This window comes from Spartinivicinus ruber, assembly GCF_011009015.1.
Classification (GTDB): Bacteria; Pseudomonadota; Gammaproteobacteria; order Pseudomonadales; family Zooshikellaceae; genus Spartinivicinus; species Spartinivicinus ruber.
In genome coordinates, this window is record NZ_CP048878.1 from 3,281,183 (window position 1) to 3,305,545 (window position 24,363).

Genomic DNA, 24,363 nt, shown 5'->3' on the forward strand with positions numbered 1-24,363 from the left:
ACTAAGTCAGTATTATAAAAGTGATGCGATCTTGACTATAGTATAAGCCTTCGATGCCATACCGTCTTAAACTAAATACGGATCAAAAAAATTCCTTCAGCCCGACTACTCGGCCGCAAGCAACCGAGTTTACGCCGACCTGATTGACCTTCGGTCAAACGGAATTTTTACAGTTACACTCGGGAGCAAGCTCCCGAGATATCTTTCTTTATATCTGCACAAAGTTTCATCTGCTAGCAAAGATACCTAGTTCCAGTAGTGAGTAATTGTCATTACTCAACTATGGCCTATTAAACCTATGTAGTTCTATAGCTAAAGCGAAAGCGAAAGCGAAAGAATCGCACTTTAACTAATCATTTTTATTTACTTTTCTAATAACATTTTAATAAATTAGCTTTATTAAGAATTTACAACGTTAACTTGACAATTCAAGTACACCATACAAAACCAACACTTTGGCTATACTTGGGGGAATAACAACTAAAATATAAAAAGTAATTAAAAATAATGATGAGGCAACAGAGCTTTTACAAAGATGGACGTTTTCAATACCATACAACATGTTGAATCAAAGGGCTCTAACATCTTCGACAAAAAGAAAGTTCTAATTGTCGACGACTTTGAAAACTTTCGGCTATCATTAAAGAAAATGTTACAAGAAATTGGCATTAGCTCTATTGATATGGTTCAAAATGCCAAGCTAGCTCTATCATCTTGTGGTCAACAAAGTTACGATATTATTATTTGCGACCTTAACTTAGGTGAAGGCAAGAATGGCCAACAGCTTTTAGAAGAACTAAGACATCTCAACCTGCTAAGCCCAACTTGTGTCTTCATAATGATTACCGCTGAAACCTCTAAAGATTTAGTCATGGGTGCCCTTGAGTGTCAGCCTGATGCGTATCTTTCTAAACCAATTAACCAAGCCCTGCTAAAAAAACGTTTGGAAAAACTAGTTAAACAAATCAATGTTATATCCCCCATCAAAAAACTTATCAGCAAAAAGAAATTCACCCAAGCGATTGAAGATTGTAAGCAAGCATTATCCAACGAAAGCCGGCTCACACCTTGGTATCAAAAGCAACTATGCGAATTACTAATTATAAACAAGCAATATGATGAAGCAAAAGACTTATGCAATACCATTTTAGCTGAGCGCAGTGTTGACTGGCCCCATCAAATGTTAGGTAGAATTGAGTCACAGAAAGGTGATAAAAGTCAGTCATTAAAGCACTACGAGCAATTGCTCAAAATTAATCCAAACTCTATGGCTGGATACGATGAAATGGCACAAGTGCTCCTTAACCAAGGCAATACTGAAGAAGCACAAAAAATGTTACTGCAAGCAGTAAACATCTCTCCTTATGCAATTTTGCGCCAGCAAAAATTAGGGCAAGTCAGTCGTGAAGCAGGCAGTTTAGATGTAGCCACCAAAGCCTTCAGACGTACCTTAGAATTAGGTGAAAATTCTTGTCATGATGACCCTGATAACTATATTGACCTGGCAACCTGTTTGATCGACCTAACACAAGAAGATGAGAGCATTAATCCTGCAAAAGCCATTCAAGAATCCTCTCAACTATTAAAGCAAGCGGGTAAGCGCTTTAGTCTTGACCTAAATAAATTAATAAAAATCGATTTGGTTAAAGCAAAAGCAGCCTTTCAAAAAAAAGACATGACAACAATGGACGAGCTGTTTGAAAATGTTCAAAACAGCTACAATGAACCAGAAAATAATTTATTACCTGATACCAAGTTTGAGATAGCAAAAACGCTCTTTTTATGTAATAAAAAAGAGCTTGCCGAAACTATTTTTTATCAACTGATGGAAGAGTATGCTGATGATAAAGCTTATGTAAATAAGATCATTTCCTTTCTTGATGAACCCATTAGTCAAAAAGTTAGACAAGAAGCAGCTATCGCCAACAAAGAAGGTATTTTGCTCTACGAGCAAAAAGATTATTTACAGGCCGTCGAGAAATTTCAAAAAGCATTGGAACTGTCACCCAGACACCCAGGCCTCAACCTCAATTTAATTCAAGCCTGCCTTTATCTATTACAAGAAAAATTTTCACATAAGTGGCTTGACCTATGTGAACAGTCACTTATCAATGTCAAACATTTGAGAGAGAACCACCCCCAATACAACCGGTATCAGAAACTACTTAAACCTGTTAAACAGTGGCAAGAGAAATCTAAAAAATATGCATAGTAATAACAAGCAACATTTGACCAAAGACATACCCATCTTGAATCATTTTAAGGTGTAAATATAAATCGGTATATACTCACAGCGAAGGATAATTTAGGCGAGGCCACCGAGTGATGGAGTCCCAGGAGTTTAGTAAACTAAATCGCTGAGGTGACAGTTAAATGCTCCATGCATTAACTGCGCTTCCACCATCCTTGGTGGTCAAAAACGAGGGTAACAAAGCCTAAAGGTCATTCGAGAAAAGTATAGATAATTGAAGTGAGGTTTTGATCATGCTGAAGCCAGATGCCAGCATAGATATGTCAACTATATTAGCCACTTGCGCTCATGATATCAAAAACTCTTTATCAATGGTTGTTCAATCACTGGATGAGCTTAGGTTACATATTCCCGAAGACAACAAAGACGCGATAGATAACTACGCGCTGCTTTATTATGAATACTCCCGAATAAATAACGATTTAACCCAACTACTAAGCTTTTACCGATTGCAAGATCACCAACTACTTATAAATAAACAACAATTATTTATCTCTGATGTTATTGAAGAGCAAATAGCAAGAAATCAGTATTTATTTCAATATAAAGATATTACAGTAGCTGTAGAGTGTGACGATAATCTTTCCTGGTATTTTGATGAATATCTAATCGGTTGTGTATTGAATAATGTGCTAGTTAACGCTGCGCGCTACACCAAAGATAAAATCCTAATTTTAGCAAAACAACAAAATGCCCAACTAGTCCTGCAAGTACATGATAATGGCAAAGGTTTTCCTGATAACATGATAGCTTACCAACAACCAGCTACTATAATTACCAAAGGTCATAGTGGCAGTACTTTTTTAGGTTTATATTTTGCCCAGGAAATTGCTAAAGTTCATCAACAAGCAAAACACCAAGGAAAAATCGAGCTAAGTAATAATAGTCTAATCAATAGTAGTGGCGGCTGTTTCACCCTATACTTACCTTAGTAGCACACCTGTAGATAATCATTGACAACCTAATGTGGCCCCCCCGTCTACTCGTAAATCATGCATAGTAATGTGGCTGGCTTGTTCAGATAATAAAAATATCACAGCATCAGCAATTGTATCCGGGGAGGCAATTTTTTGTAAGGGAATCCCTAATCGGTGGTGATCAAGAGAACCAGCTATTACTTTTTCAGGGCCACTTGCATCTGTCCATAAAGCACGCTGCATTGCTGTATCAGTAGAGCCAGGGGAAACAATATTACAACGGATATTAAATGCAGCTAATTCCAATGCCAAACACTTTGCTAACATTGTCACGGCTGCTTTTGAAGCAGCATAGGCCCCCATCTGCATTCGAGGGACAGAAGCTGCATTGGAACTGACTACAACCATTGACCCTGAGCATCTTTCCTTCATATAACGAGCTACGGTACGGGTTATATTAAAGGCACCTGTCGTATTAACTGAAAAAGTCGCTTGCCAATCCTCATCTGATAGTGCAAGTAAATCCCCCATTCTTAAGATACCTGCCACACTTACCAGATAATCAATAGGACCAAGCGTTTTTTCTATTTGCTCTACAACACAAATCACTTGTCTACTATCACTAATATCAACCACAAAAGGTAAAACAGTTTGACTTCTCAGACTATCGATAAAACGATAAAGTACAGTTTCATTACTATCTAAAGCAGCAACTTTTGCTCCATACTGACATAATTTATCAACGACAGCGGCACCAATACCCTGTGCAGCGCCAGTCACAAGAACAACTTTGTTTTGGAAATTCATAGTTTATTTATCTTACTTTTTAAAGATAAAGATTTTTAGACTAAAAAAGGTCATCCATGACCCATTGATTGATGCAAAGCAGTAAAATAATCAATACTTAGAAAGATGCAGTAAACCCGGCATAGAAAGTCCGCCCTCTTTCTACATAGCCAAAACTGTCGTCTTTTTTATCCAGCCTTGTATCAGCCAAATTGGTGATGCCAGAACGTAAACTCACTTGTTCAGTTAACTGATAGGTGACACCCATATCCACTAAACTGTATCCTGGTAAATTCTTGTTACCGCGAAAACTTTCCTGGTCTCCAATATAGCGGGCTTGAGTAAATGCACCTAACTTGCTGTCTACTTCCCAATCCAGACGAACATTCACATTTTCTCTAGGTGTTCCTGTTAATCTATCTCCACTATCTCGGTCCCTTGAATCTGTATAGGAATAATTTGCAGTTAAAAATACACTGTCTGTTAAATCAACACTACCACTTAACTCTATTCCATCGACCCTTACATTACTTACATTATTATAGGTTCTCAGACCATGGACCGGCTTACCCAGTGTGATTTTATCTTTAATGTCAGTGCGAAAAATTGTAGTACCTATATCCCAGCTGTTTCCTTGGTAGGTGAACCCAAGTTCATAGCTTTTCGACTTTTCTGGCTGTAAATCTGGATTACCAATTAAAGTACAACCATTTTTTTGGCCACCGCAACTTGGAATACTAAACTCTTTGGTTAGCTGAGTTAACGTCGGGGCTTTAAATGCGGTACCCACACCACCTTTAATGGTTAAGGCATCTGTTGGGGTATAAACTAAATAACCACGGGGGCTAAATTCACGGCCAAAAAACTCATGGTCGTCCAACCGCCCACCGCCAGTAAATGACCAATCCTGGGTTAACTGCCATTCATCTTGAATATACAGCGCCTTTTGTGAAACATCAGCGCTGCCGGATTGCTTTAAGTTAATATCATTATCCAGTTCTGACTTTCTATATTCTGCACCTGTAGTAATCGCATGATCACCAAAGGTTTTATTGATAAAGCCATCAACCACCTGGTTGGTTTGGGTGATATCGCCATTAGCTACGGTGGTACTGCGTTCTTTAAATTCAATCTCTTCCTGATAAACACGTACCTGACTACTTCCCCAGTACCAGTCTCCTTTGTGGGTTAATGTATAAGTGTCCCGTCGTGTTTCTTGATCAGTAATTTTATTACTCCTACTTTGGCTGATATGGGCTTTACGATCATCATGGCCATAGCCATATTCAAAATCAATCGTCTGATTACTATTCAATTTCCAGCTTAAACCAAGATTAGCATTGGTGCTATTGCGACCTTCAAGTCCTGACAATATCCGTTCATTAACTGTGGCAGTTGCCGAATCATCCTGAAAAGGCGTCCATTCCTCTCTATCATATTTATTCCCATGAAAAGACAGAAATAACTTGTTTTCAATTAACGCTCCACTCGTACTGATACTGGTGCGGATTTCATTACCATCATCACTGCCACTACCTTCAGGAGTTGAATAATCAACACTGATCTGCCCCCCCCACTGATTGTCTGCTTGCTTGGTAATGATATTAACTACCCCACCCAATGCTTCTGAACCATATAAAGATGACATCGGCCCACGCACAACTTCAATGCGCTCGACCTGATTAAGTGGAATAGTCGATAAATCAAAGTCGTTGCCTCGAATTAAAGTATTGACTGAATTAACTCGACGACCATTGATTAAAATTAAGGTATAAGAGCTATCTAAACCTCGAATACCAATCCCTTGTCGCCCATTACCCCCTTTCTTGTCTTGAAACACCCCCACTGTATGACGGATCGCATCACTGATATCAGAAACTGGCATCTCCTTTAATTGCTCACTGGTAATGACTGACATGGATGCTGGTGCCGTAGTCAAATCATGCTCTGTTTTTGTTGCTGTCACTACGACTGAGTCAAGCGTCGTATAATTCTTCTGTTGTTTATCATCAGCCAATGTTGCAGCAGGCATAGTTGCTAATATAGCCAAGGTAAGTGGTGATAAAACATTTTTTGAAACATTACTACTGGCGTTCAAAATACTCTCCAAATTTCTACTGTTATATATCTGTCGGCATTAATATCAAATAAATTCAGTAAATAAATTTCACTTATCAGGCTTTAGGGCATGTTTAATTAAATAAATAGTAGAGTTGCCCTTTATTATTGTTGACTAATAAAACAAATATTAAAAACTATTGCTCTGTTTAATGGCAGTACTTGATTTACTCAAAACTAAAACTGTTAGCTGGCTCTGGCAACTACAATTGGTTTACCATCTTCTGGTGACTGTAAAATATCTGCATCTATATCGTACAATTGTTTTACCAGTTGGGCTGTAATAATATCTTTGGGCTTACCCGATGCTATTATATTCCCGTCTCGCATTGCAATTAAGTAATCTGCATATTTAGCCGCAGCTACTAAGTCATGCAGAATTAACACAAATGTTTTACCCTTATGTGCCAACTGTCGTACTAGCTGTAATACTTCCAGTTGATGCCCTGGATCAAGCATACTGGTGGGTTCATCCAATAATATTAATGGGGTTTCCTGGGCTAATACCATGGCCAGCCAACAACGTTGACGTTGCCCACCCGATAACTGGGATAATTTCCGCCCTGTTAATTCAGTCACTCCCGTCACATCCAACACCAGACTTATAACCTGTTCATCTTGAGCAGACCATTGACGAAACAGCCCCTGATGTGGATGTCGCCCAAACTGCACTAACCCTCTCACGGTAATATCATCTGGAGCCTGTGGCACTTGAGGTAATAAAGCCAGTTGTTTAGCTGCTTGGTTGGCTTTTAATTGCCAAATATTTTGTTGGTTAACTAATATTTCTCCAGTATCAGGCTTATGCAAGCGTGCAATACTTCGAAATAAAGTGGATTTACCACAACCGTTTGGCCCAACAATAACCGCAACCTCTCCAGTTTGCACCGAAAGACTAATATCATTAACTGCTAAAAACTGGTCATAACTTGCTGTCAAGTGATTTACAACTAAACTCACAAATTACCTCATACCCTTTTACAGAAACCCATTCACTTTGGCTTTCGTTTATTTCTGGTTCACTTTTTTGAAAAATGGCTTCAGGTATTTTTATTACTTAATAATACCCACAACAAAAATGGCCCACCTAAAATACTGGTTAACACACCCACAGGTATTTCCAAAGGCGCTACCAAAAACCGCCCTAAGGTATCCGCAACAATCACTAAAATACCACCCAATAATCCCGTGTTGATCATGGCCAAGTGGGTACTGCCTAAAATTTTACTAATAATCACTGGTGCGACAATAGCGACAAAACCAATTGGCCCACCAATACCCACAGCTAAACCAGCAAAAAGAATAGCCAAGCAAATTGCTGTAAGTTGAGTCTGAAAAATGTTCACCCCTAAGGTACTGGCTAACTCTTCACCTAATTGAAATATCTTTAGCTGCCGTGAAATAATCAAGACTAAAGGCAGCAACACAGCTAAACCAATAGCAATAGGTTCAGCGACTTCATATCCTCGGCCATTTAAATTACCCACAGACCAACTATAAGTCGCACTGGCATGTAATGAATTAATATGGGCCAGCATCAATTCACTGATGGAACGCACCAAATAAGTTAGTGCCAATCCCACCAAAATTAAGCGATAACCTTGCGTACCCAGACCTTTTGCTATTATTAACAATAATATGCCTGATACAAATGCTCCCACAGGTGCAACCCACCAAGGTCCCATTAACCCAACATTACTGCTAACCAGTACGATTAACATCAATAATGCGGCCCCTTCATTAATCCCCAGTACATCAGGTGTTGCCAAACGGTTTCTGACCACATTTTGAATAAGACTGCCAGCGATAGCTAAAGCAAACCCAGCAATTAAACCCGCAACTACTCTTGGTAAACGAAATTCATTCACCAGCAATTGTTGACTTTGTGTACTCTGCCCTAATAAAGCATCAAAAACGGTTTGAAAATTTAAGATAGTGGCGCCTAAGGACAATGAACCCAACACAGATAAAATCAGTAAAACTATTAACCCTGCACTTAGTAGAATAACTGGCCGATTAAACACCAATGAATAACGACCATTATTTAGCCTGACAGCTAACGCTCTATCTGCATGATGTTTAGTTAAAGCCAATTTAATCATCGAATCAGTCAAGAATCAGCTCCCTGTTTTACTTAAGATAAGCTGACTAAAGCGGCTACTATGGGTTAAACCAATTAATAAAGGCGCCCCGATAATTGCCAAAATTACCCCAACGGATGCTTCAAATGGCTGGACAATTAGTCGGGCACAAATATCAGCAATCAACACCACTAAAGCACCAAATAACGCTGACAAAATAAGTTGATGAAATAAAGCTGGTCCTGTAATCGCTCTTGCCAAAAACGGTGCAATTAATCCTAAAAAACTAATTGGCCCTGCCAAGGCCACTGAGCCTCCAGCGAGTAAAGTAACTGTGATAGTGACAATGAAACGGGTTAATGCAGGCTTATGTCCTAGTGATTTAGCTACATCATCCCCTAACATTAAACTGGCAAGTGGCCTGGTTAATATCAGTGATGCAATTAAACCAATCACTAAAAAAGGTGACACCTGACTTATACTCTTTAAGTCAACTCCCGCCAAAGAGCCCAACACCCAATAACGATATTGATCATAAGTCGCCTGGCTGTTAATTAATAAAAACGAAGTAATACCATGAAATGTGGCGCTAATTGCAATGCCTGCCAGCACTAACTTAACAGGCGTCACCACAGCTGAACCATGATTAGCCACCCAGAGAATGATCCCACTACCTACCAAGGCGCCAAGTATTGCCCAAACTAAATAGGCATAACCTGTTTCAGCCGCCAAAAAACTAATACCAATCACAACCCCTAACGCAGCTCCAGCATTAACCCCTAATAAGCCAGGTTCAGCCAACGGATTACGAGTCACTGTCTGCATTAAAGTACCAGCCACTCCCAAACACCCCCCAATAATAATGGCTGCGATTGTCCGAGGCATTCGTAGGGTCTCCATTACTGAGGCTAATTTATTATCAGCAATGGCATCAGGTTGTCCAAGCAAGTAAGCCAAGCTTTGTCCAACGCTGATATAACCAGCACCAGTTGTAAGGGAAATTAGCAAAAATATGGCAAGAACAGCAATTAACAAATAACTAATGAGCCAAATATTAGGCTCATTATGTTGTTTAATTAGTTTTACAGCAAACAAATCCTATGAATCCTTAAATACTTTTGCTAAGTCATCCAACACCGCCATTGCCGCCAACGGACCACCAACACTCGTCCATAACGAACCATCAACGCTAACTACATGGTTGTTTTGTACGGCTTTTAACTTTTTAAAAACGTCTGTTGTTTTAATGTGCTCTAAAGCTTGCGCTGCTTTACCTTTTTCCGCAAGGGTACCAACAAACAACCAATCACCATCAATTTGTTCCAATGCTTCTAAACTGAGGGATGGCGAATGACCTGCCCCCGGCTGGTTTTGCGCCACAGGTCGTTTCAATTGCACATCGTTTAATACTGAGCTAATAAATGAGTCACCTAACATGTATCCAGGACCTGTGGGGTTCCAACGTACGACACTGATTTCAGCATTGGCGTTTTCCCCTAAGGATGTTTTTAGCTGCTCTACACGTTTTTGATATCTTGCCCAGAAATTATCTGCAGCTTGTTTCTGACCAAGTATACTTGCTGTGCGTTGGAAAGCCTGCTTCCAATTTTCACCCACTTTATGAGTGATAATGGTAGGCGCTATCTTTTGAACCTGTTTTAACGCAACAGGGTCGATAAAGCCTCCCGCTAAAATTAAATCAGGTTTCAACTCAATAAGCTTATCTAAACTTGGTAAGCCTAATCGCCCAACAATACTAATATCAGCTATATGTGCAGCTAAATAACTGGGTACTGTTGCTTGCCCTCTTCCTGCAGTCGACCCTAATGGCTGAATACCCAGTGCAATTAAACTATCCAAGTCAAACTCACTCAGTACAATCACTCGCTTTGGTTGACTGGGAATAGCAACAACCGCACCTGTAGCATCCGTTACTTGGCGATAGTCTTCATCAGTCGCTGACTGATTATGTAAGACAACTTGTGTCGTTTCATTACTATCATTTGAACGGTCAGACTGTATATCATTCGATTCTTCTGCAGGCTGACAGCCTGCTAAAACAACAAGCCCCATTAGTAAAAGACAATTGATCAGTTTTTTTGCCATAATCATTATTCAGCCATTAATTAATAGTCCAGCCCATCCAGCCACCGTTGGATTTTCTGCTAATTCAATAAAACTGATATTTTTACCAGTTGCCTTAAACTGTTCTAGCAGTGACATTACCCGAATAGAGTCCAGCCCACATTCAATTAAGTTATCATCGTCTTCCAGCTCATCGCTGTCCACACTCAACCAGCCTGCAATTAATTGTTTTAGTTGCTGCTTATCAGTGGGTATATTTGCTGTTAGCTCAGTAGCATCAGCCAACAGTTGTTGTGTTGTGACAGTCCTAGCACAACGTTGTGCAGCATAATTAACAGCCATTATATGATCTTGCTGAGTAAAATCTGCCACCGCATCGCTGACAAAAAAAGCTTTAATATCATTCATAAAAGCATCCGCTGCTGTGAGCAAGCAACCAATATGGGCATAAATACCACAGATCACCAACTGATCTCGCTGTTGTTCTTGCATCATTTTTAATAAGTCAGTACGTTGGAAAGCACTATAGCGCCATTTGGTAATCACTTGATCATTACCTTCTGGCATTAATAAATCAGTAATATCGGTTTCGGCACGATCAGCGGCTAACCCTTTACCCCAAAAATCTTGCAACAAGGCGCGCTGCTCTGGCGTTTGGTCACCAGGCTGAGCAGAATAAATAACAGGGACGCCTAATGACTTCAACTGTTGTTTGATTGTTTGGATATTGGCCACAACACTTGGAATAGGCTCAGCATTACAATCATAATAATTCAGAAAATATTGCTGCATATCATGCACCAACAACACGGCCCTTGCTGGATCAAACTCCCAATCCACCCGGTTTTCTGGCATTAGCTCAGCAGTTGGTAATTGATAAGCTGCAATTTTAGGAATAGCCATAACTTCAAGTTTTCCTATTATTAATTTAAACTGTTTCGTAACGCTTTTTTATTAACCTTGCCCACTGCTGTTTTGGGGAAAGCATCCACAAATTCAATTAGATCTGGAATTTTATAATTCGCTAACCCTCGCTCACGTAAAAAGCGTTTTAATGCCATCACTTTTGGTGATTGATCAACAGGACAAATTACAAACGCACAACTGGCTTCGCCTAATGATTCATCAGGCACAGCCACTAAAGCAGCATCATGGATAGCCGGATGGGCCAGCAAATGGTTTTCCACTTCTTCTGCCGCAATTTTTTCTCCGCCGCGATTGATTTGGTCTTTTACTCGGCCAACCACAATTAAATAGCCTGACTCAGTTAATTTCACCTCATCGCCCGTGCAATAAAAGCCATCTGCTGTAAATGCCTTAGCATTATGCTGTGGGGCTTTATAGTAACCACATATCGTATAAGGGCCACGGGTTTGTAATTGACCTATTTGACCAATCGGCACTGGGTTATCTTCTTCATCGACCACCCGTACTTCATCGGCTGGCGACATCGGTTTGCCTTGGGTATGAATACAAATATCGTCGTCATCAATTAAGCGGGTATAATTAACCAATCCTTCAGCCATACCAAACACTTGCTGCAACTGACAACCTAATACAGGTTTCACTTGCTTAGCAGCTTCTGCACTGAATTTTGCACCGCCTACTTGCAATACCTGTAAGCTGGATAAATCAAATGGAGTATTTTTCACTGCCTCCAACCATAGTAAGGCCATTGGAGGGACCACAGCAGTAATCGTTATTTGCTCTTTTTCAATAAGTGAAAAAACTGTTTCAGGCGTAGTATCTTTCGTTAATACCACTTTTCCACCAGAATAAAAAACACCCATGGTACCTGGCGAGCTTAAGGGAAAATTATGAGCGACAGGCAGACAACATAAATAACTACTTGCTGTGCTCAAAGCACAAACCTCTGCACTCACTTTCACACTATATAAATAGTCATCATGGGTGCGAGGAATTAACTTAGGTAACCCTGTCGTACCACCAGAGACTTGTAATAAAGCAGTACTATTTGAACCAGGTTTAGCTAGTGTTGCTAGAACGTCATTTGCTTCAGGTTTAAGATAAAGCTCAGCTAATGAAGTATATTCCTGTGCATCGCCCACCACAATCACTTGCAGGAGTGAAGGTACTTCTGCCTGAACCTCTCTGGCTAATTGGCGATAATCAAATCCCAAGTGTTTATCAGCAATAATATATGCTTTAGCTTGGGTAAACTGACAAAAATAACCGATTTCATGACGGCGATGAGCTGGCAGTGCCATGACAGGAATAGCACCCAACCGAAACAAAGCAAAACAAACAGCAAAAAATTCATTAATATTCGGTAACTGCACAACCACCACATCACGGTTTTCAATACCTGACTGATGAAAACCTCTGACTAACTGATCGACTTTTTGATCAAAAACTTGATAAGTCCAACGATCATTGGCAGAAACCAGCGCTTCATGATCAGGCAATTGTCGCGCCTGTCTTTTTAACATGTCACCAAATGTCATTCCCTGCCAATAACCAGCTTGACGATAATAATCAGCCAGTGCTTGTGGCCATCGGGGACAATCAGCTTCATCAAATTTAGCTGGCAATACTTGTTCTGCCATTATCATTAACTTGCCTCAAGCTGATTCGTTGCTGATTTATTTACTTCTGAAAGTGGTGCCATACCAATAGCATTTAACATCGTACGAAATTTCGCCCCTGTCTCATTCCACTCACTTTCCGGACAGGAACCTTCAACCACGCCTGCACCCGCAAATAATGTCATTTCGCTACCAGCCACTTCAGCACAACGAATAGTTACAATCCACTCACCATCACCATGACTGTCACACCAACCCAACATACCAGTAAAAAAACCTCGATCAAAAGGCTCAATGGTTTTTATAGCCTCCTTCGCCATCGCAGGAGGATAACCACATACGGCAGGTGTAGGATGTAGTGCATGAGCCAGGGTTAATGATGAAGTGGTAGGATCAAGTAATTCACCTTGAATAAAAGTAGAAAGATGCCACATGGTAGCAGTAGATATTACTGATGGTTTAGCAGGTACATCGAGTATTTTACAATAAGGGCGCAATGCTTCAGCCACTGCATCAACCACCACCGCATGTTCATGAAGGTCTTTCGCTGACTCTAGCAAAGCGGCTGCTCGCTGCTGGTCTTCTTTTGGGTTACTGCTTCGGGGAATTGAGCCTGCTAATGGATTAGACTGTACCATCGAGCCTGATCGAGAAACTAATAGCTCAGGGCTTGCACCTAAGAGTGTTCGCCCATGGGACACAGATGCATTATTAGTGATTGCCTGAGCTTCAGCCAAATTAACAGCAAAAGTATAACCTGCTGCGTTATCAGCAGCCAGTTGTGTTAATAACTGCTGTACATCAATGGGGCTAGGTGCCATCACTTGTAATGAACGGGATAACACAACCTTATTTAATTCTGTCGTACGAAACTGATGTAGCGCATTATTTACCCCTGCTTTATAAGCTTCTGCTGCTGGTATCTCTGTTATTTTCGTGGCTTGAGTAACACTATTATTAGGTTTACTCATTGAGCCATACTTCACTTGTCTTGTTCGCTCTACATAATCAGGTATCACCAATTGTGCACTTTTATTTGTATCAAAAGGCACAGCTCCTACAACAATAGGGTTAAAGTAGCCTTTTGCTCGTGCTTTGGCTTGCATTGTTTTAATCGCATCAGGTAGCCCATCAGCAGCTTCTGTTGTAGTTAACATCTGTTGTACACCACGAGCGAGTAAAGCATGTTTTGGTGTACCAAAGAAAAATGAAAAGTCATTAGCATCATAATGACTGATCAGTTCAGAACCCGTTGGGATTAACTCTGAACAATTACTTTTCATGGGAACCTCTTCTCATTGACGTGACGATTTACTAGCGGGGCCCACCAATAAAAACTGATATCTTGTAGATATTATTGCAAATGATAACAATTATCAATAATATTTTAACTTTACTCTATACGACTTAGGTCTCAGACAGCCGTTGAGCCATCACTTTTTTATCTTTTGGAGTAAGAGATAAAAAATTAGCAGTGAGTTAGGTTTTATAAACACCGTCACAACCTGACAGACAATCAGACAATATATTGCCCTGTAAGACAGTTTTAGAAGGTTAGTAAGCTAAATCTTTAAGGACTGCAGCTACACCACTCTCATACTTTATTCTAACTTAGGGTATCTGTTTAATGAGATATGCCCTGTAGGTCTGTTTAGGGCTTATACCTAAACCCATACCCTAATGTAATCTGCTCAATTTTACCGTCTTGCAGCATTTTTTTTAGTGCTTGGTTAAAGCGCTCAATAATGTCGGGTGAAATTTGCGCAGACTTGGAAAACCATAAATAAGAGCCTCTAGGCTGAGTGACAGGCTTTGGCAACGCAATAATTGTGTCAATTTTCAGTTCTTTAAGTGCAATCTGCGTTGGTGAGTGTGCATCAATGACAGCATCCAATCTTTTTGTTTGTAACATTGTGAACAACTGATGTCGTTTATTTGCATCCGTCAGAAAAATGTTGTTCTGTGCTACTGCCAGGTTAAACTCATCACTAAAATTATAGCCACTTAACCTTCCGACTCGTTTACCATATAAATCCTTTATCTTAGTAAAATATAGCTTTCCTCCTTTTAACGTAAAAATGCTAAAATAGCTGTAGTGCAAAGGGACTTCGGTATAAATGCCATAAGCAAGCCTTTCTGCATTTTTATAACCACCTATCGCTCCATGCAAACTACCATTTTTAATTAAAAGTAAAATTCGTTTCCAGGGCATTGTCAGAATATTTATCTTTACATTTATGCGTATAGCAGCTTCTTTAACTATATCCGGATCAGCCCCTTTAACAACACCTTGCTCTGCCCAACGATATGGTTTTAGCTTGCTGTCAAATAAACCTAAGACCAGCTCTTGAGCTATATACTTTGAGTCAGGCCAATTACCCCCACCACTATGGCAATCAGCACAGCTAAGACTTTTCTACGATTCATTATTTTCTACATACTTTATCCCATGCTATCAGTTTTAGCATAGATCGATTAATCAAAAGTAGGTAGTCGCTAAATAGGTCAGGTTTTTATACAAAAAATAAACCTTTGCCTATCTATACCTATTAGTAGAAGCCTTTGAGCAACCGGCATATAAGTTGCTGAACTCATCAAGCAAAAGTAGTTAGTTAAGCAGTAATTTTTGCACACAATTAGCACGCTTCTATTAATTAGTGGATTATTAATTCCGCTAGTGGCTCATGCAAAAAGTTGGGTAACAGACTTCCAAAGCTATTTATTTTCTGACAAGTCGCTTGTTTACAGACATAGTGGGCCTTATGTCAAGAAAAGGCAACTAGCCAGAGGATAAATGGATAAGAAGTTGTTATCTTATTTTCTGCATGAAATACTAGGGACAATCATCCACAATCGCCATTTATGGATGATCATATGCAAAAAATACTAACACGCTTGTTAAGTCATTTAGCTATTATGGCTTTACTGCTTATCAATCAAACTTTTGCTAGCATTGCCAAACTTGAATTTTCAATAGTAAAACAGCCCCCTAAAACATTCACTCTGGAAGAGTTAAAATCGCAACTTAAAACGCATAAAATATCATTTGAAGACCCTCACTACGGCAAAACCAAACGCTTTTTAGCTTTTAAAATACAAGATGTATTACAATTAGCATTTGGCGACAAATGGAAAAACCATGCATATTCTGATGCAACTTTTACTGCTAGCGATGGCTATAGTGCCATCAGTAAAGTATCAAAATTATATGAACAAGGGGGATATCTCACCTTTTTTGATATTGATGCTAATGGCTGGGAACCTGTAGGCCACAGCAAAGTATCACCTGGCCCTTTTTATCTGGTATGGACAGGCAAGCAACAGACAACAGAATATGCATTTCCCTGGACTTGGCAATTAGCATCAATCAGCCTTATTCAGTTTGAAAACCAGTATCCGGCTGTTTACCCACAAGGAGTAACTAGTAGTACAACTGTTTATCAAGGTTACCAGCTGTTTAAAGGCCGCTGCCTTCAATGTCACTCAATTAACCAGCAAGGTGGCAAATTTGGACCTGACTTAAACGCCCCCCAAAGCATTACAGAGTATCGCTCAAAATCTATGATAAAAGCATTTATCAAACAGCCTTCTAAGTTTCGCTATTCTAAAATGCCTGATCATCTAGATCTTTCAGATCAAGAGCTAGATGCACTTGTTGATTATTTACAATACAAAAGCAGACTGAACTGAAAACGCCCTTATCGATAACGTGATAAAACCTGCTTAAATTTATTTTGCGAGGCGGCCTTTTGGTAGGCTCTTCTAGTTGATTAAATAGTGCTTCTGATACCGACTGTTTACTTAGCCCAAAATAAACCCAGTTTTGATTGATAACAAAGGGATGAATTTTAACGTGGCTATAAAGTGGATCAATTTTTATACGATAATTAACTGAATACAAATCACCAAAAACCAGCGATTCTTTTTAGCTGCAATTTATGAATATTTTGTTCAGAATGAGGCACTGTCTCAAACCGACTGGCAAATGCTTGGTCTTGCTTGAATAAGTTATCAAAAATTTCGCCATAATATGCGCCTATTTCAAACCCCACTTTATGTGGCAGTTTTGCCAGATCAGCATGTGAGTTTATATGATAATGACTGTCTTTATGAACGACTAAAACAATGGTTTCGTCACGTTGAGGCCCAATAAAGTGAAGGAAAGCCTTCCGATCTTCTGTTATTGACAAATTTGTCATCATATCAAGCTTTCCACTCTTTAATAGAATAAAAGACCTTTTCCAGGGTGATTTAATATAGACCGGTGTACAACTTACTTCATTGAATAACACTTCGGTCAACTCGATGGACATTCCTTGCCACTGCCCCATTTCATTTTGATAATATTGGGGAGGAAAATCAGCGACTCGTACTTTTAATTGGCAATTAGCAAAGGATTGGAGGGCTATTCCAAATAACACGAAGATAGTGCCTATCTCTTGTAGCATTATTCGCCCTCACTATCAGTGCAACAAATTGACCACTTTGCTCATTGTTAATATTAGGGCATCCTTGCCCTTTTTATGAGGTATGAAAGTTACTGATATAAAACGTTATTTACATACCTCGTCATTATCAAAGTAGCATTTTTTCATCAATGACTTCGGTATTGGTTTGCGCAGTTTTTTCCATTCCTTTTTATTAACAATAATGCCAGGCCGTTCAATACGCTCAATAGGGATGGTCTCAGCTGCTTTACCATTTAAAATAGCAATCGCTTTATCAGCCGCTAGCTCACCTAAGTGACTTAAGTTAGGAGCAACTGAAGCGAGTGCACCTAATTTAATGCCACTTGCAGATGCAGTAAATACTGGCATTTTATACTTGCTGACCAGTCTCTTTATGGTATCTGTTTTGCTGACCAAAAATGAGCTTTGTGGAATTAACACAGCATCTGCTTGCCACTCTCCTTTTGCCAGTTTTTTTAAGAAACCTTGCCAAATAGGCTCTTTGTCTGATACCCGCACAATATTCAATTTAATATTTAGACTGTTCGCTATGGGTTTTAGCTGTTGGACATAGAGTGCAGCATTACGCTCTTTAGGATTATACGGCACCAGTAGTGATTTAAAGGGGATTAACTGCTGAAGCACATGAACTTGGTAAGCCACTGATACCCCATCACTAACACCAGTTAATCCTTTTGGTGGCTCTGCAAATTTTTCAACAATATCTGACCCCACTGGGTCTGAGACCATATTGAATAATAATGGCACCTTATCATGGGTATAATGCCTGACTGTTCGAGTGGCAGTGGTACCAAATACATAAATAAGATCATATTGATCAAATGATGAAACTTGCTTGCGTAACGTATTCGCCAGCTGTTTACGGTCTTGATTGACATCAATTTGGGTGAATTGAATACTGGTCATATTATCTTCCAGCTTTGTTTTAAATGCTTGATCGGCTTGCGTTTCACCCCGCCATAACAGCATCAGTACTTTTTTTACGTCCTGCTTTGCCTGCAAGCCAACTCTGTGGCTAGACTGCGTATTTTCTTTCGCCATACTACTGGCCGCAACTAACGTTGCTAGCACTAACATTAACCCCGTCAACCACTGTTGCCACCATGCTGGCAGCCGATTGTTACTACTCATTGTCTATCACCATCCCGCACAACTAATGTCTGGATGCTTACACCACGCTTACCATTACTACCATCGTGGAAGCATCAACTGTTATTTATAAATAAATTCTGAAACAAGGGGCGGCAATGTACCTTTTGAGACACATTTCATAAATAAGCACATGCCGAACTATGCGGGATACTAGTACCTGTCCAAGTACAAAAGTTCTGTCAAAATCAGTGGCAAGGTCCTATATCACAAGGCGATATGTCACAGGGCAGTTCTGGTTTACAATCAACAATATCCAAACAATCGCAGCTATCACAAAACTTATTGCTGTCTTTATCTCTGCGCCTCCTTCTCCTCCGCTGGTCATTTTGCTCGGGATCTTCTGTAATCAATTGTTGATAAGCTCGGCGACAAGCTTGAAAACGCTGGACTAGTCGTTGGTATCCCACAACCATGCCATATTGCTCCAACAAATAAATGGCTTCTGCCGAGCAACTACGACCTTGGTGATAAACAGCGTGAGCACAGCTAAATCCTTTATAAGGCGAAATCCAGCGCTGATAGCAGCGAATTAATCCAATCAGTAACCACTTCATTAGTAGCCCTTCTATTACATGATTTTGGCCCTGCTTATCATTTTTAGGCTAATACTTGAGTCAGACTATAACAAGGCTCCATAAATATCCCATTTTTGACTGATAGGTATCAAGCGCTTTAATGCCTTACTTAAGCATCCAAAATAACCAACATATGAATGAATTTCTAAGCCACAATTAATAACCGCCATATAACCAGTAAATTTTCAACACCCGCCGTATAGTGTCTACACTGGTTGATACCCTTCTTAATATATTGGGGGTAGAGAGGGGTATATAAATAATAAATAAAACAAAATAAGGAGATTTAAATGAAATTCAGGCGTTTAGTTAGTGGTTCATTTGCTGTTGTTTTAGGCATTTCCAGCGCTTCCGCTACCGAATTTCAAAAAGTTGAGGGGGATAGCCCCTGTCCAACTGGTTACTCTCTGGTTAATCCCAATGAAGTTAAAGCTAACTACACCGATATTTGTAGTATGTTAGGTAGCTGGGATATTGTCCGACTTGCCAATGGGGCCTCGTTAGATGGGCCAGGTTATGGCTGTAAAATGCGTGCCAACGACACCCGTAAACTGGGTCATAGTTTATGTAAACAACCTACCCAGTTTACTGCCCGCCCACGAGACTACTACTGCGAAGCAGGTGAAACCATGGTCAGCTCCTTAGTTGCCAAGGCCCACTCGTCAGAAACCTGTGATGCCTTAGGTTCTTGGTATATTGCTCGTTTATTAGATGGTGGCGCCATGGATGGACCAGGCTATGGCTGTAACTTAAGGCCTCGGGAAGAACAATTATTAGGCCACACCTTATGTGCAACTTATACCCATATGAAGGTCAATGGTGATAGTGGCTGCCCCGCAGGTACACGCTTAGCTACACCTGCAGAAGCAGAGCAAAACATAATCAAGGCTTGTCTATCCCTGGATTTTTGGGACATCGTTCGATTAGCTGGTGGCGGCTCAATGGATGGCTTAGGTTATGGTTGCCAAATTCGCACTAACGATAGCCGTGCGTTAGGTCATTCACTATGTGTTGCTGAATAAAATAGAAAATTATTACTAAAGAGGGTAAAAGGTCAGTTTTAGTAAAATTTTCTAGGTATAAAGTATACTCATAGCGAAGGGTTATTTAGGCGAGGCCACCGAGCGATGAAGCCCCAGGAACTTAAATAAACTAAGTGACTGGGGTGAAGAGCGACAGTAACAAAGCCTAAGAATCATTCGCGAAGAGTATATTACTTACTTCGCCATACTTTAACCATCATCCACACCCCCACTACTACAGAAATCACCAACCAAATTAATCCCCATAATATCGTGGCACCACCAAATTCTTCAGCTAACATCGCTGCATCTGAACGCAAGTGACTACGTATAATGGTATCGCTGATAATGTCTAACGGAACATACATCATACAACTGATACCAATTAGCCTAAGCACTAAATCATTTAGCCAGTGGCTGCCTTTAATCGCTAATAAAGCCAACACTGCGCCCGCTACCAAACAAAAAATCAGTGCAAATTGGTTAGGCGAAAAAAGCAAAACAACCACTAACATTAACAAGGTCAGCGCACCTGTCGCATAACGATCCAAGCGGGTACGATCAGCAAACCAGAATAGCACAACCCCCCATAGCAAAGAGCCTAAATACCCTGCTGTTAAGGTCCAAAACCGATTCCCCCCAGCCGACATTACCGCCCCACCTTGGCGTGGGTCTAATTCAAAGCTGACGACTTTACCGCCCGTGGCAATCGTCATCAACGCATGAGATAGCTCATGAAAAAAGACCGTTAGCATTTTCAGTGGATACAGCCAACTGGAATGCCAACCAATAACAATTGCCACAATAACCGCAAAGGTAATCAGTCGGGTGATCTTTCGTGATTTCTCTGGCGAAGGTTCTGTTATTACTTCATTCATAAATTAAAGTTCGCTTAGTCTTAAATAATAGATGTACAGTACTGTATACCCAAATTGTAGGGTTTTTAGAAGATAAACATCAGTTATGCTCTCACAGAGGCTGACACTAAAGTTAAAACATATAGGGTAACAGGGGTATTCTGAAGCCACATCAGAGATATTGTTTTAGCTCTTGATAAGCCAGGAAAGGCCCTTCATGAGTGGTGGAAGAATACCCTGTTATTCCATATTTGACAGCAAATTTACTTTTAGAACCCTTTCAGCCTTAAATAAATTCCTTATTTATAGGATGCAATAATAACGCCTTTGTATTACCTTTTAGGAAGATGCACAAAATAACTTGCTAGATTTTTGTTCCAAGAAGCCCGTTTGGCAAGGCGCAAAAAAGAGAACATAGTGGGCCTACATCGAGTATTTACAACACAGTCAAGCGGGATGGATTGGAGCCAAAACTGTAAGTTATTTTGTGCACGTTCCTTAATAGGATAATAACAATAATGCCAAAGGAGTGTGCATGAATATTCTCAAGAGAACTTTTTTTATTTTTCACTGGTTATTACTCACCTGCTTAAGTGTATCCCAAGTGACTTTACTTTACGCTGCTAATGTCCCACCAGGTACTAAGCTGGCGAAACAACAAGTGTTTTTTCGAGGGATTGGTGCAGAACCCAGCTCTCTGGATCCACAACTGGTTGAGGGGAGTCCCGGTGGGTTTGTCGTGCGTGATTTATTTGAAGGTCTGGTGACTGAAGATGAGACAGGCAAAATTATACCAGGGCAAGCTGCGTCCTGGACAGTTAGCCAAGACAAAATCGTTTATACCTTTAAATTACGGGATAATGCCCGTTGGTCCAACGGTGACACAGTCGCAGCCGATGATTTTGTATTTACCTTTCGGCGTGCCGTTGATCCACAATTAGGCTCCAGTTATGGCTGGTATATTGATTTAATTGGGGTTAAAAATGCCGATGCTATTATCAAGGGTACAAAAAAGCCTGAAACACTAGGGATTCGTGCTATTGATAACAAAACCTTAGAAATTACCTTAAAGCACCCCTTATCTTACTTTATCAAAACCCTAGCCCACTATACGACATTCCCCGTACACCCCGCCACCGTAAAAAAATATGGCGAGAAATGGACCCAGCCAGAGCATATTGTCACTAATGGCCCCTACACCTTAACCAAGTGGGTCGTGAATGAGCGGATGGAAGCTAAACGTAACCCTCACTATTGGGACAACGATAACACGGTAATTGAACAGGTGACTTATTTACCCATTGAATCGGCCAACACCGAGTTAAACCGTTATAAAGCCGGTGAATTACACTGGACTCGGGAAATCCCGGAAGACCACTATCAAAAACTAAAAAAAACCATCACAGCAGAAGTAAAATCCCATGGTATTGTGTCAACGTACTTTTATGCCTTTAATACCCAAAAGCCACCTTTTGACAATGTAAAGGTAAGAAAAGCCCTGTATTTAGCCACAGATCGGGATATTCTTGCTAAAAAAGTGTTAGGTATGGGAGAAATACCTGCCTATAGTTTAACTCCCCCCTATATTGATGGTTATGTGGCACCTGGTAACCCTTTTGCCAAAATGACCCAACAACAACGTAATACAGCAGCCAACAAATTATTAGCGGAGGCTGGTTATAATCAAGAAAAACCCCTGACTTTTGAGTTACTATACAATACCAACGAATCCCACAAGCGAATTGCTTTAGCTGTATCAGCCATGTGGAAACAAAACCTGAAACACATTAAAGTAAATTTAATCAACCAGGAATGGAAAACTTTTTTAAGTACTAAACGACAAGGACAATTTGAACTTGCCCGTTATGGCTGGAATGGGGATTACAATGAGCCTTCCACCATGCTCAGTGTCATGGCTTCCACCAGTGGTGCTAATGATGGCAAATACAATAACCCAAAATACGACGAGTTGTTAACTAAAGCAGCCACCGCCACCAATCCAACGCCTTATTATCAGGAGGCAGAAAAGTTACTGGTTACCGATTTTCCGATTATTCCCTTTTACTATTATGTCAGCCGTAATTTACTAAAGCCCCATGTTAAAGGGTATTTAAATAAAAATCCGCTGAATAATATGTATACCAAGAATTTATATATAGTGGAGAATTAGCTTAACGAGTATAACTCTTTAGTAACTCAGAACAGAAGTCAGATATTTTTTTATTCTTCACTTTCTTAATAGCACAGTTGAAAATAATAATTTCCTGTAAAGGGGGCTGTAGTATCCGAATCCCCTTTACTCCAGACAATGCTAAATTACCACTTTCATGCAATACAGCAACATCAATTCTTCCTGCTTCCAACGCTTTAAACAACTGTATACCATAGGATACTTTCAGTGTATCCATACCTTTAGAGCCAATTTCAGCATACTTAGCACCTCGTAACACGCCTATTCGATAAGGCCGAAGATTCTCCCACCCCTCAATAGTAAAACGCTCATTCTTGCTATAAACAAATACAGGCAGGCTATAAAGAAACTCCGGTACCATGATCAAATTCGGGTACTCTTTTTCCATACCTGCAATCCGTCCCGCTTCACCATCCACTCTGCCACTATTTGAAGCAACCAGAGATCGCTTATTGGGCATTACCTTCAACTCAATTGGGATACTTAATAACTTATAAGCCTCTGCTAAGGTTTTCTCCATAACACGCACATGAGTTAAGTCTTTATCTGCTAAAGTAACAATAGTGAGTTGTGCTGAAGCCCATAAAGGGACGCAAGTAAAAGCTAAGATGATTAAAAGATAATAACTATATTTCTGACTACACATTTCTATGACAACATTTTATAAACAACGAGCTACCTTCAAGCATAGACTACAGGTGAAATTCTCCGTCACCGACCATAAGCGTTTTGCTGTTTTAGTAAATTATTTAACCCCTAGCAAATGCCCCTCTCCTAATATTTTAGCTCGCCGGGTCATTTCCGTTAGCCAAGCTTTATCGGCTAAAGCCGCTTGATCCACCGTCATCTCACGCTTCAGCTCCCCTAAGTAAAACACCGCGTCAACCATTTCACCCACGCTCGTAGACGACTGTTGTACTGTATTTTTTGCTTTATTGGGACGTAATGAAATCAGGTAAAAATCCAAGTTACTCAACCAATTCCCTGCCACTGTTGCCACCCTTCTGGTAAAGGCATATTACTGGACCAAACCGAAAAATCGCCAGCTTTATTTTCCAATACTTGATAGCAGTAATCACTATAATCGACAGGTGTCGTCATTGAGGCTATACCCTTCTCAAATGATTTAAACTCATAGGGTTTCATCGCTTGACGGCCCATTTAGCACTTTTTTATGTTGGGCTGCTATCGCTTTATAGCTTCACATTAGTCAGATCTCGCTGTTACGCATACCTAATGCCGTTCTGTGCCAGCTGATAAGGGGAATAATAAAGTTTTTGTTGGCGCTATACTTCAGAGGGTTTACCCATTGC

22 protein-coding genes are annotated in these 24,363 nt (G+C 40.2%); 5 read left to right on the forward strand and 17 right to left on the reverse strand.

Features of this window, described 5'->3' with window-relative positions; translation table 11 throughout:
- Positions 1 to 535 precede the first annotated feature (535 nt).
- Positions 536 to 2,212 (forward strand): tetratricopeptide repeat protein, encoded by a 1,677-nt coding sequence (locus G4Y78_RS15190; RefSeq protein ID WP_163833828.1) that lies wholly within the window; start codon positions 536 to 538, stop codon positions 2,210 to 2,212.
- Between the two features lie 272 nt (positions 2,213 to 2,484).
- Complete coding sequence (locus G4Y78_RS15195; protein ID WP_163833829.1) at positions 2,485 to 3,183, forward strand: sensor histidine kinase; 699 nt, start codon at positions 2,485 to 2,487, stop codon at positions 3,181 to 3,183.
- An 18-nt stretch (positions 3,184 to 3,201) separates the two neighbouring features.
- On the opposite strand, the gene G4Y78_RS15200 is transcribed toward G4Y78_RS15195, so the two are convergent.
- The 10 genes from G4Y78_RS15200 to G4Y78_RS15245 all read right to left on the reverse strand — a co-directional run bounded on the left by G4Y78_RS15200 (position 3,202) and on the right by G4Y78_RS15245 (position 15,140).
- A complete protein-coding gene (locus tag G4Y78_RS15200) occupies positions 3,202 to 3,975 on the reverse strand; it encodes a 2,3-dihydro-2,3-dihydroxybenzoate dehydrogenase (RefSeq protein WP_163833830.1) in 774 nt (257 codons plus the stop codon).
- Positions 3,976 to 4,072: 97 nt separating this feature from the next.
- On the reverse strand, positions 4,073 to 6,052 hold the full coding sequence (locus tag G4Y78_RS15205) for a TonB-dependent receptor domain-containing protein (protein WP_163833831.1): 1,980 nt from the start codon (positions 6,050 to 6,052) through the stop codon (positions 4,073 to 4,075).
- A gap of 206 nt (positions 6,053 to 6,258) precedes the next feature.
- The gene (locus G4Y78_RS15210) at positions 6,259 to 7,032 is read right to left on the reverse strand and encodes an ABC transporter ATP-binding protein (RefSeq protein ID WP_163833832.1); all 774 of its coding nucleotides are present in this window, start codon (positions 7,030 to 7,032) and stop codon (positions 6,259 to 6,261) included.
- An 80-nt stretch (positions 7,033 to 7,112) separates the two neighbouring features.
- A complete protein-coding gene (locus G4Y78_RS15215) occupies positions 7,113 to 8,186 on the reverse strand; it encodes a FecCD family ABC transporter permease (protein WP_163833833.1) in 1,074 nt (357 codons plus the stop codon).
- Between the two features lie 3 nt (positions 8,187 to 8,189).
- Complete coding sequence (locus tag G4Y78_RS15220; RefSeq protein ID WP_163833834.1) at positions 8,190 to 9,248, reverse strand: FecCD family ABC transporter permease; 1,059 nt, start codon at positions 9,246 to 9,248, stop codon at positions 8,190 to 8,192.
- Positions 9,249 to 9,251: 3 nt separating this feature from the next.
- Positions 9,252 to 10,259, reverse strand: coding sequence for an ABC transporter substrate-binding protein (locus tag G4Y78_RS15225; RefSeq protein ID WP_163833835.1), 1,008 nt, complete (start codon positions 10,257 to 10,259; stop codon positions 9,252 to 9,254).
- A gap of 9 nt (positions 10,260 to 10,268) precedes the next feature.
- The gene (locus tag G4Y78_RS15230) at positions 10,269 to 11,141 is read right to left on the reverse strand and encodes an isochorismatase family protein (protein ID WP_163833836.1); all 873 of its coding nucleotides are present in this window, start codon (positions 11,139 to 11,141) and stop codon (positions 10,269 to 10,271) included.
- Between the two features lie 20 nt (positions 11,142 to 11,161).
- Positions 11,162 to 12,805, reverse strand: a complete 1,644-nt coding sequence (locus tag G4Y78_RS15235; RefSeq protein WP_163833837.1) for a (2,3-dihydroxybenzoyl)adenylate synthase — start codon at positions 12,803 to 12,805, stop codon at positions 11,162 to 11,164.
- Between the two features lie 5 nt (positions 12,806 to 12,810).
- Positions 12,811 to 14,067 carry an isochorismate synthase DhbC gene (gene dhbC, locus G4Y78_RS15240; protein WP_163833838.1) on the reverse strand — a complete coding sequence of 419 codons (1,257 nt, stop codon included), beginning with the start codon at positions 14,065 to 14,067 and terminating at the stop codon, positions 12,811 to 12,813.
- Positions 14,068 to 14,435: 368 nt separating this feature from the next.
- Positions 14,436 to 15,140: a substrate-binding periplasmic protein gene (locus tag G4Y78_RS15245; RefSeq protein ID WP_163836488.1), complete on the reverse strand. Its 705-nt coding sequence runs from the start codon at positions 15,138 to 15,140 to the stop codon at positions 14,436 to 14,438.
- 518 nt (positions 15,141 to 15,658) lie between these two features.
- On the opposite strand from G4Y78_RS15245, the gene G4Y78_RS15250 reads away from it, so the two are divergent.
- Positions 15,659 to 16,474 (forward strand): c-type cytochrome, encoded by an 816-nt coding sequence (locus G4Y78_RS15250; RefSeq protein WP_222937505.1) that lies wholly within the window; start codon positions 15,659 to 15,661, stop codon positions 16,472 to 16,474.
- A 212-nt stretch (positions 16,475 to 16,686) separates the two neighbouring features.
- Here G4Y78_RS15250 and G4Y78_RS15255 read toward each other — a convergent pair whose 3' ends face one another.
- From G4Y78_RS15255 to yidD, 3 genes are all read right to left on the reverse strand, one after another.
- On the reverse strand, positions 16,687 to 17,232 hold the full coding sequence (locus G4Y78_RS15255) for a substrate-binding periplasmic protein (RefSeq protein ID WP_163833839.1): 546 nt from the start codon (positions 17,230 to 17,232) through the stop codon (positions 16,687 to 16,689).
- A gap of 105 nt (positions 17,233 to 17,337) precedes the next feature.
- Positions 17,338 to 18,384 (reverse strand): ABC transporter substrate-binding protein, encoded by a 1,047-nt coding sequence (locus tag G4Y78_RS15260; protein WP_163833840.1) that lies wholly within the window; start codon positions 18,382 to 18,384, stop codon positions 17,338 to 17,340.
- A gap of 206 nt (positions 18,385 to 18,590) precedes the next feature.
- Positions 18,591 to 18,959 carry a membrane protein insertion efficiency factor YidD gene (yidD, locus tag G4Y78_RS15265; RefSeq protein WP_163833841.1) on the reverse strand — a complete coding sequence of 123 codons (369 nt, stop codon included), beginning with the start codon at positions 18,957 to 18,959 and terminating at the stop codon, positions 18,591 to 18,593.
- A gap of 311 nt (positions 18,960 to 19,270) precedes the next feature.
- On the opposite strand from yidD, the gene G4Y78_RS15270 reads away from it, so the two are divergent.
- Positions 19,271 to 20,002, forward strand: a complete 732-nt coding sequence (locus G4Y78_RS15270; RefSeq protein WP_163833842.1) for a hypothetical protein — start codon at positions 19,271 to 19,273, stop codon at positions 20,000 to 20,002.
- Between the two features lie 191 nt (positions 20,003 to 20,193).
- On the opposite strand, the gene G4Y78_RS15275 is transcribed toward G4Y78_RS15270, so the two are convergent.
- Positions 20,194 to 20,880, reverse strand: a complete 687-nt coding sequence (locus G4Y78_RS15275) for a M50 family metallopeptidase (protein WP_163833843.1) — start codon at positions 20,878 to 20,880, stop codon at positions 20,194 to 20,196.
- Positions 20,881 to 21,394: 514 nt separating this feature from the next.
- On the opposite strand from G4Y78_RS15275, the gene G4Y78_RS15280 reads away from it, so the two are divergent.
- Complete coding sequence (locus G4Y78_RS15280; RefSeq protein WP_163833844.1) at positions 21,395 to 23,029, forward strand: peptide ABC transporter substrate-binding protein; 1,635 nt, start codon at positions 21,395 to 21,397, stop codon at positions 23,027 to 23,029.
- 1 nt (position 23,030) lies between these two features.
- Here the strand turns inward: G4Y78_RS15280 and G4Y78_RS15285 are convergent, their stop codons facing one another.
- From G4Y78_RS15285 to G4Y78_RS15295, 3 genes are all read right to left on the reverse strand, one after another.
- Complete coding sequence (locus tag G4Y78_RS15285; RefSeq protein ID WP_163833845.1) at positions 23,031 to 23,696, reverse strand: ABC transporter substrate-binding protein; 666 nt, start codon at positions 23,694 to 23,696, stop codon at positions 23,031 to 23,033.
- A 99-nt stretch (positions 23,697 to 23,795) separates the two neighbouring features.
- Positions 23,796 to 24,041 (reverse strand): hypothetical protein, encoded by a 246-nt coding sequence (locus tag G4Y78_RS15290; protein ID WP_163833846.1) that lies wholly within the window; start codon positions 24,039 to 24,041, stop codon positions 23,796 to 23,798.
- Positions 24,023 to 24,211, reverse strand: coding sequence for an MbtH family NRPS accessory protein (locus G4Y78_RS15295; RefSeq protein WP_163833847.1), 189 nt, complete (start codon positions 24,209 to 24,211; stop codon positions 24,023 to 24,025). Before G4Y78_RS15295 ends, G4Y78_RS15290 begins: the two co-directional genes overlap by 19 nt.
- Positions 24,212 to 24,363: the final 152 nt, after the last annotated feature.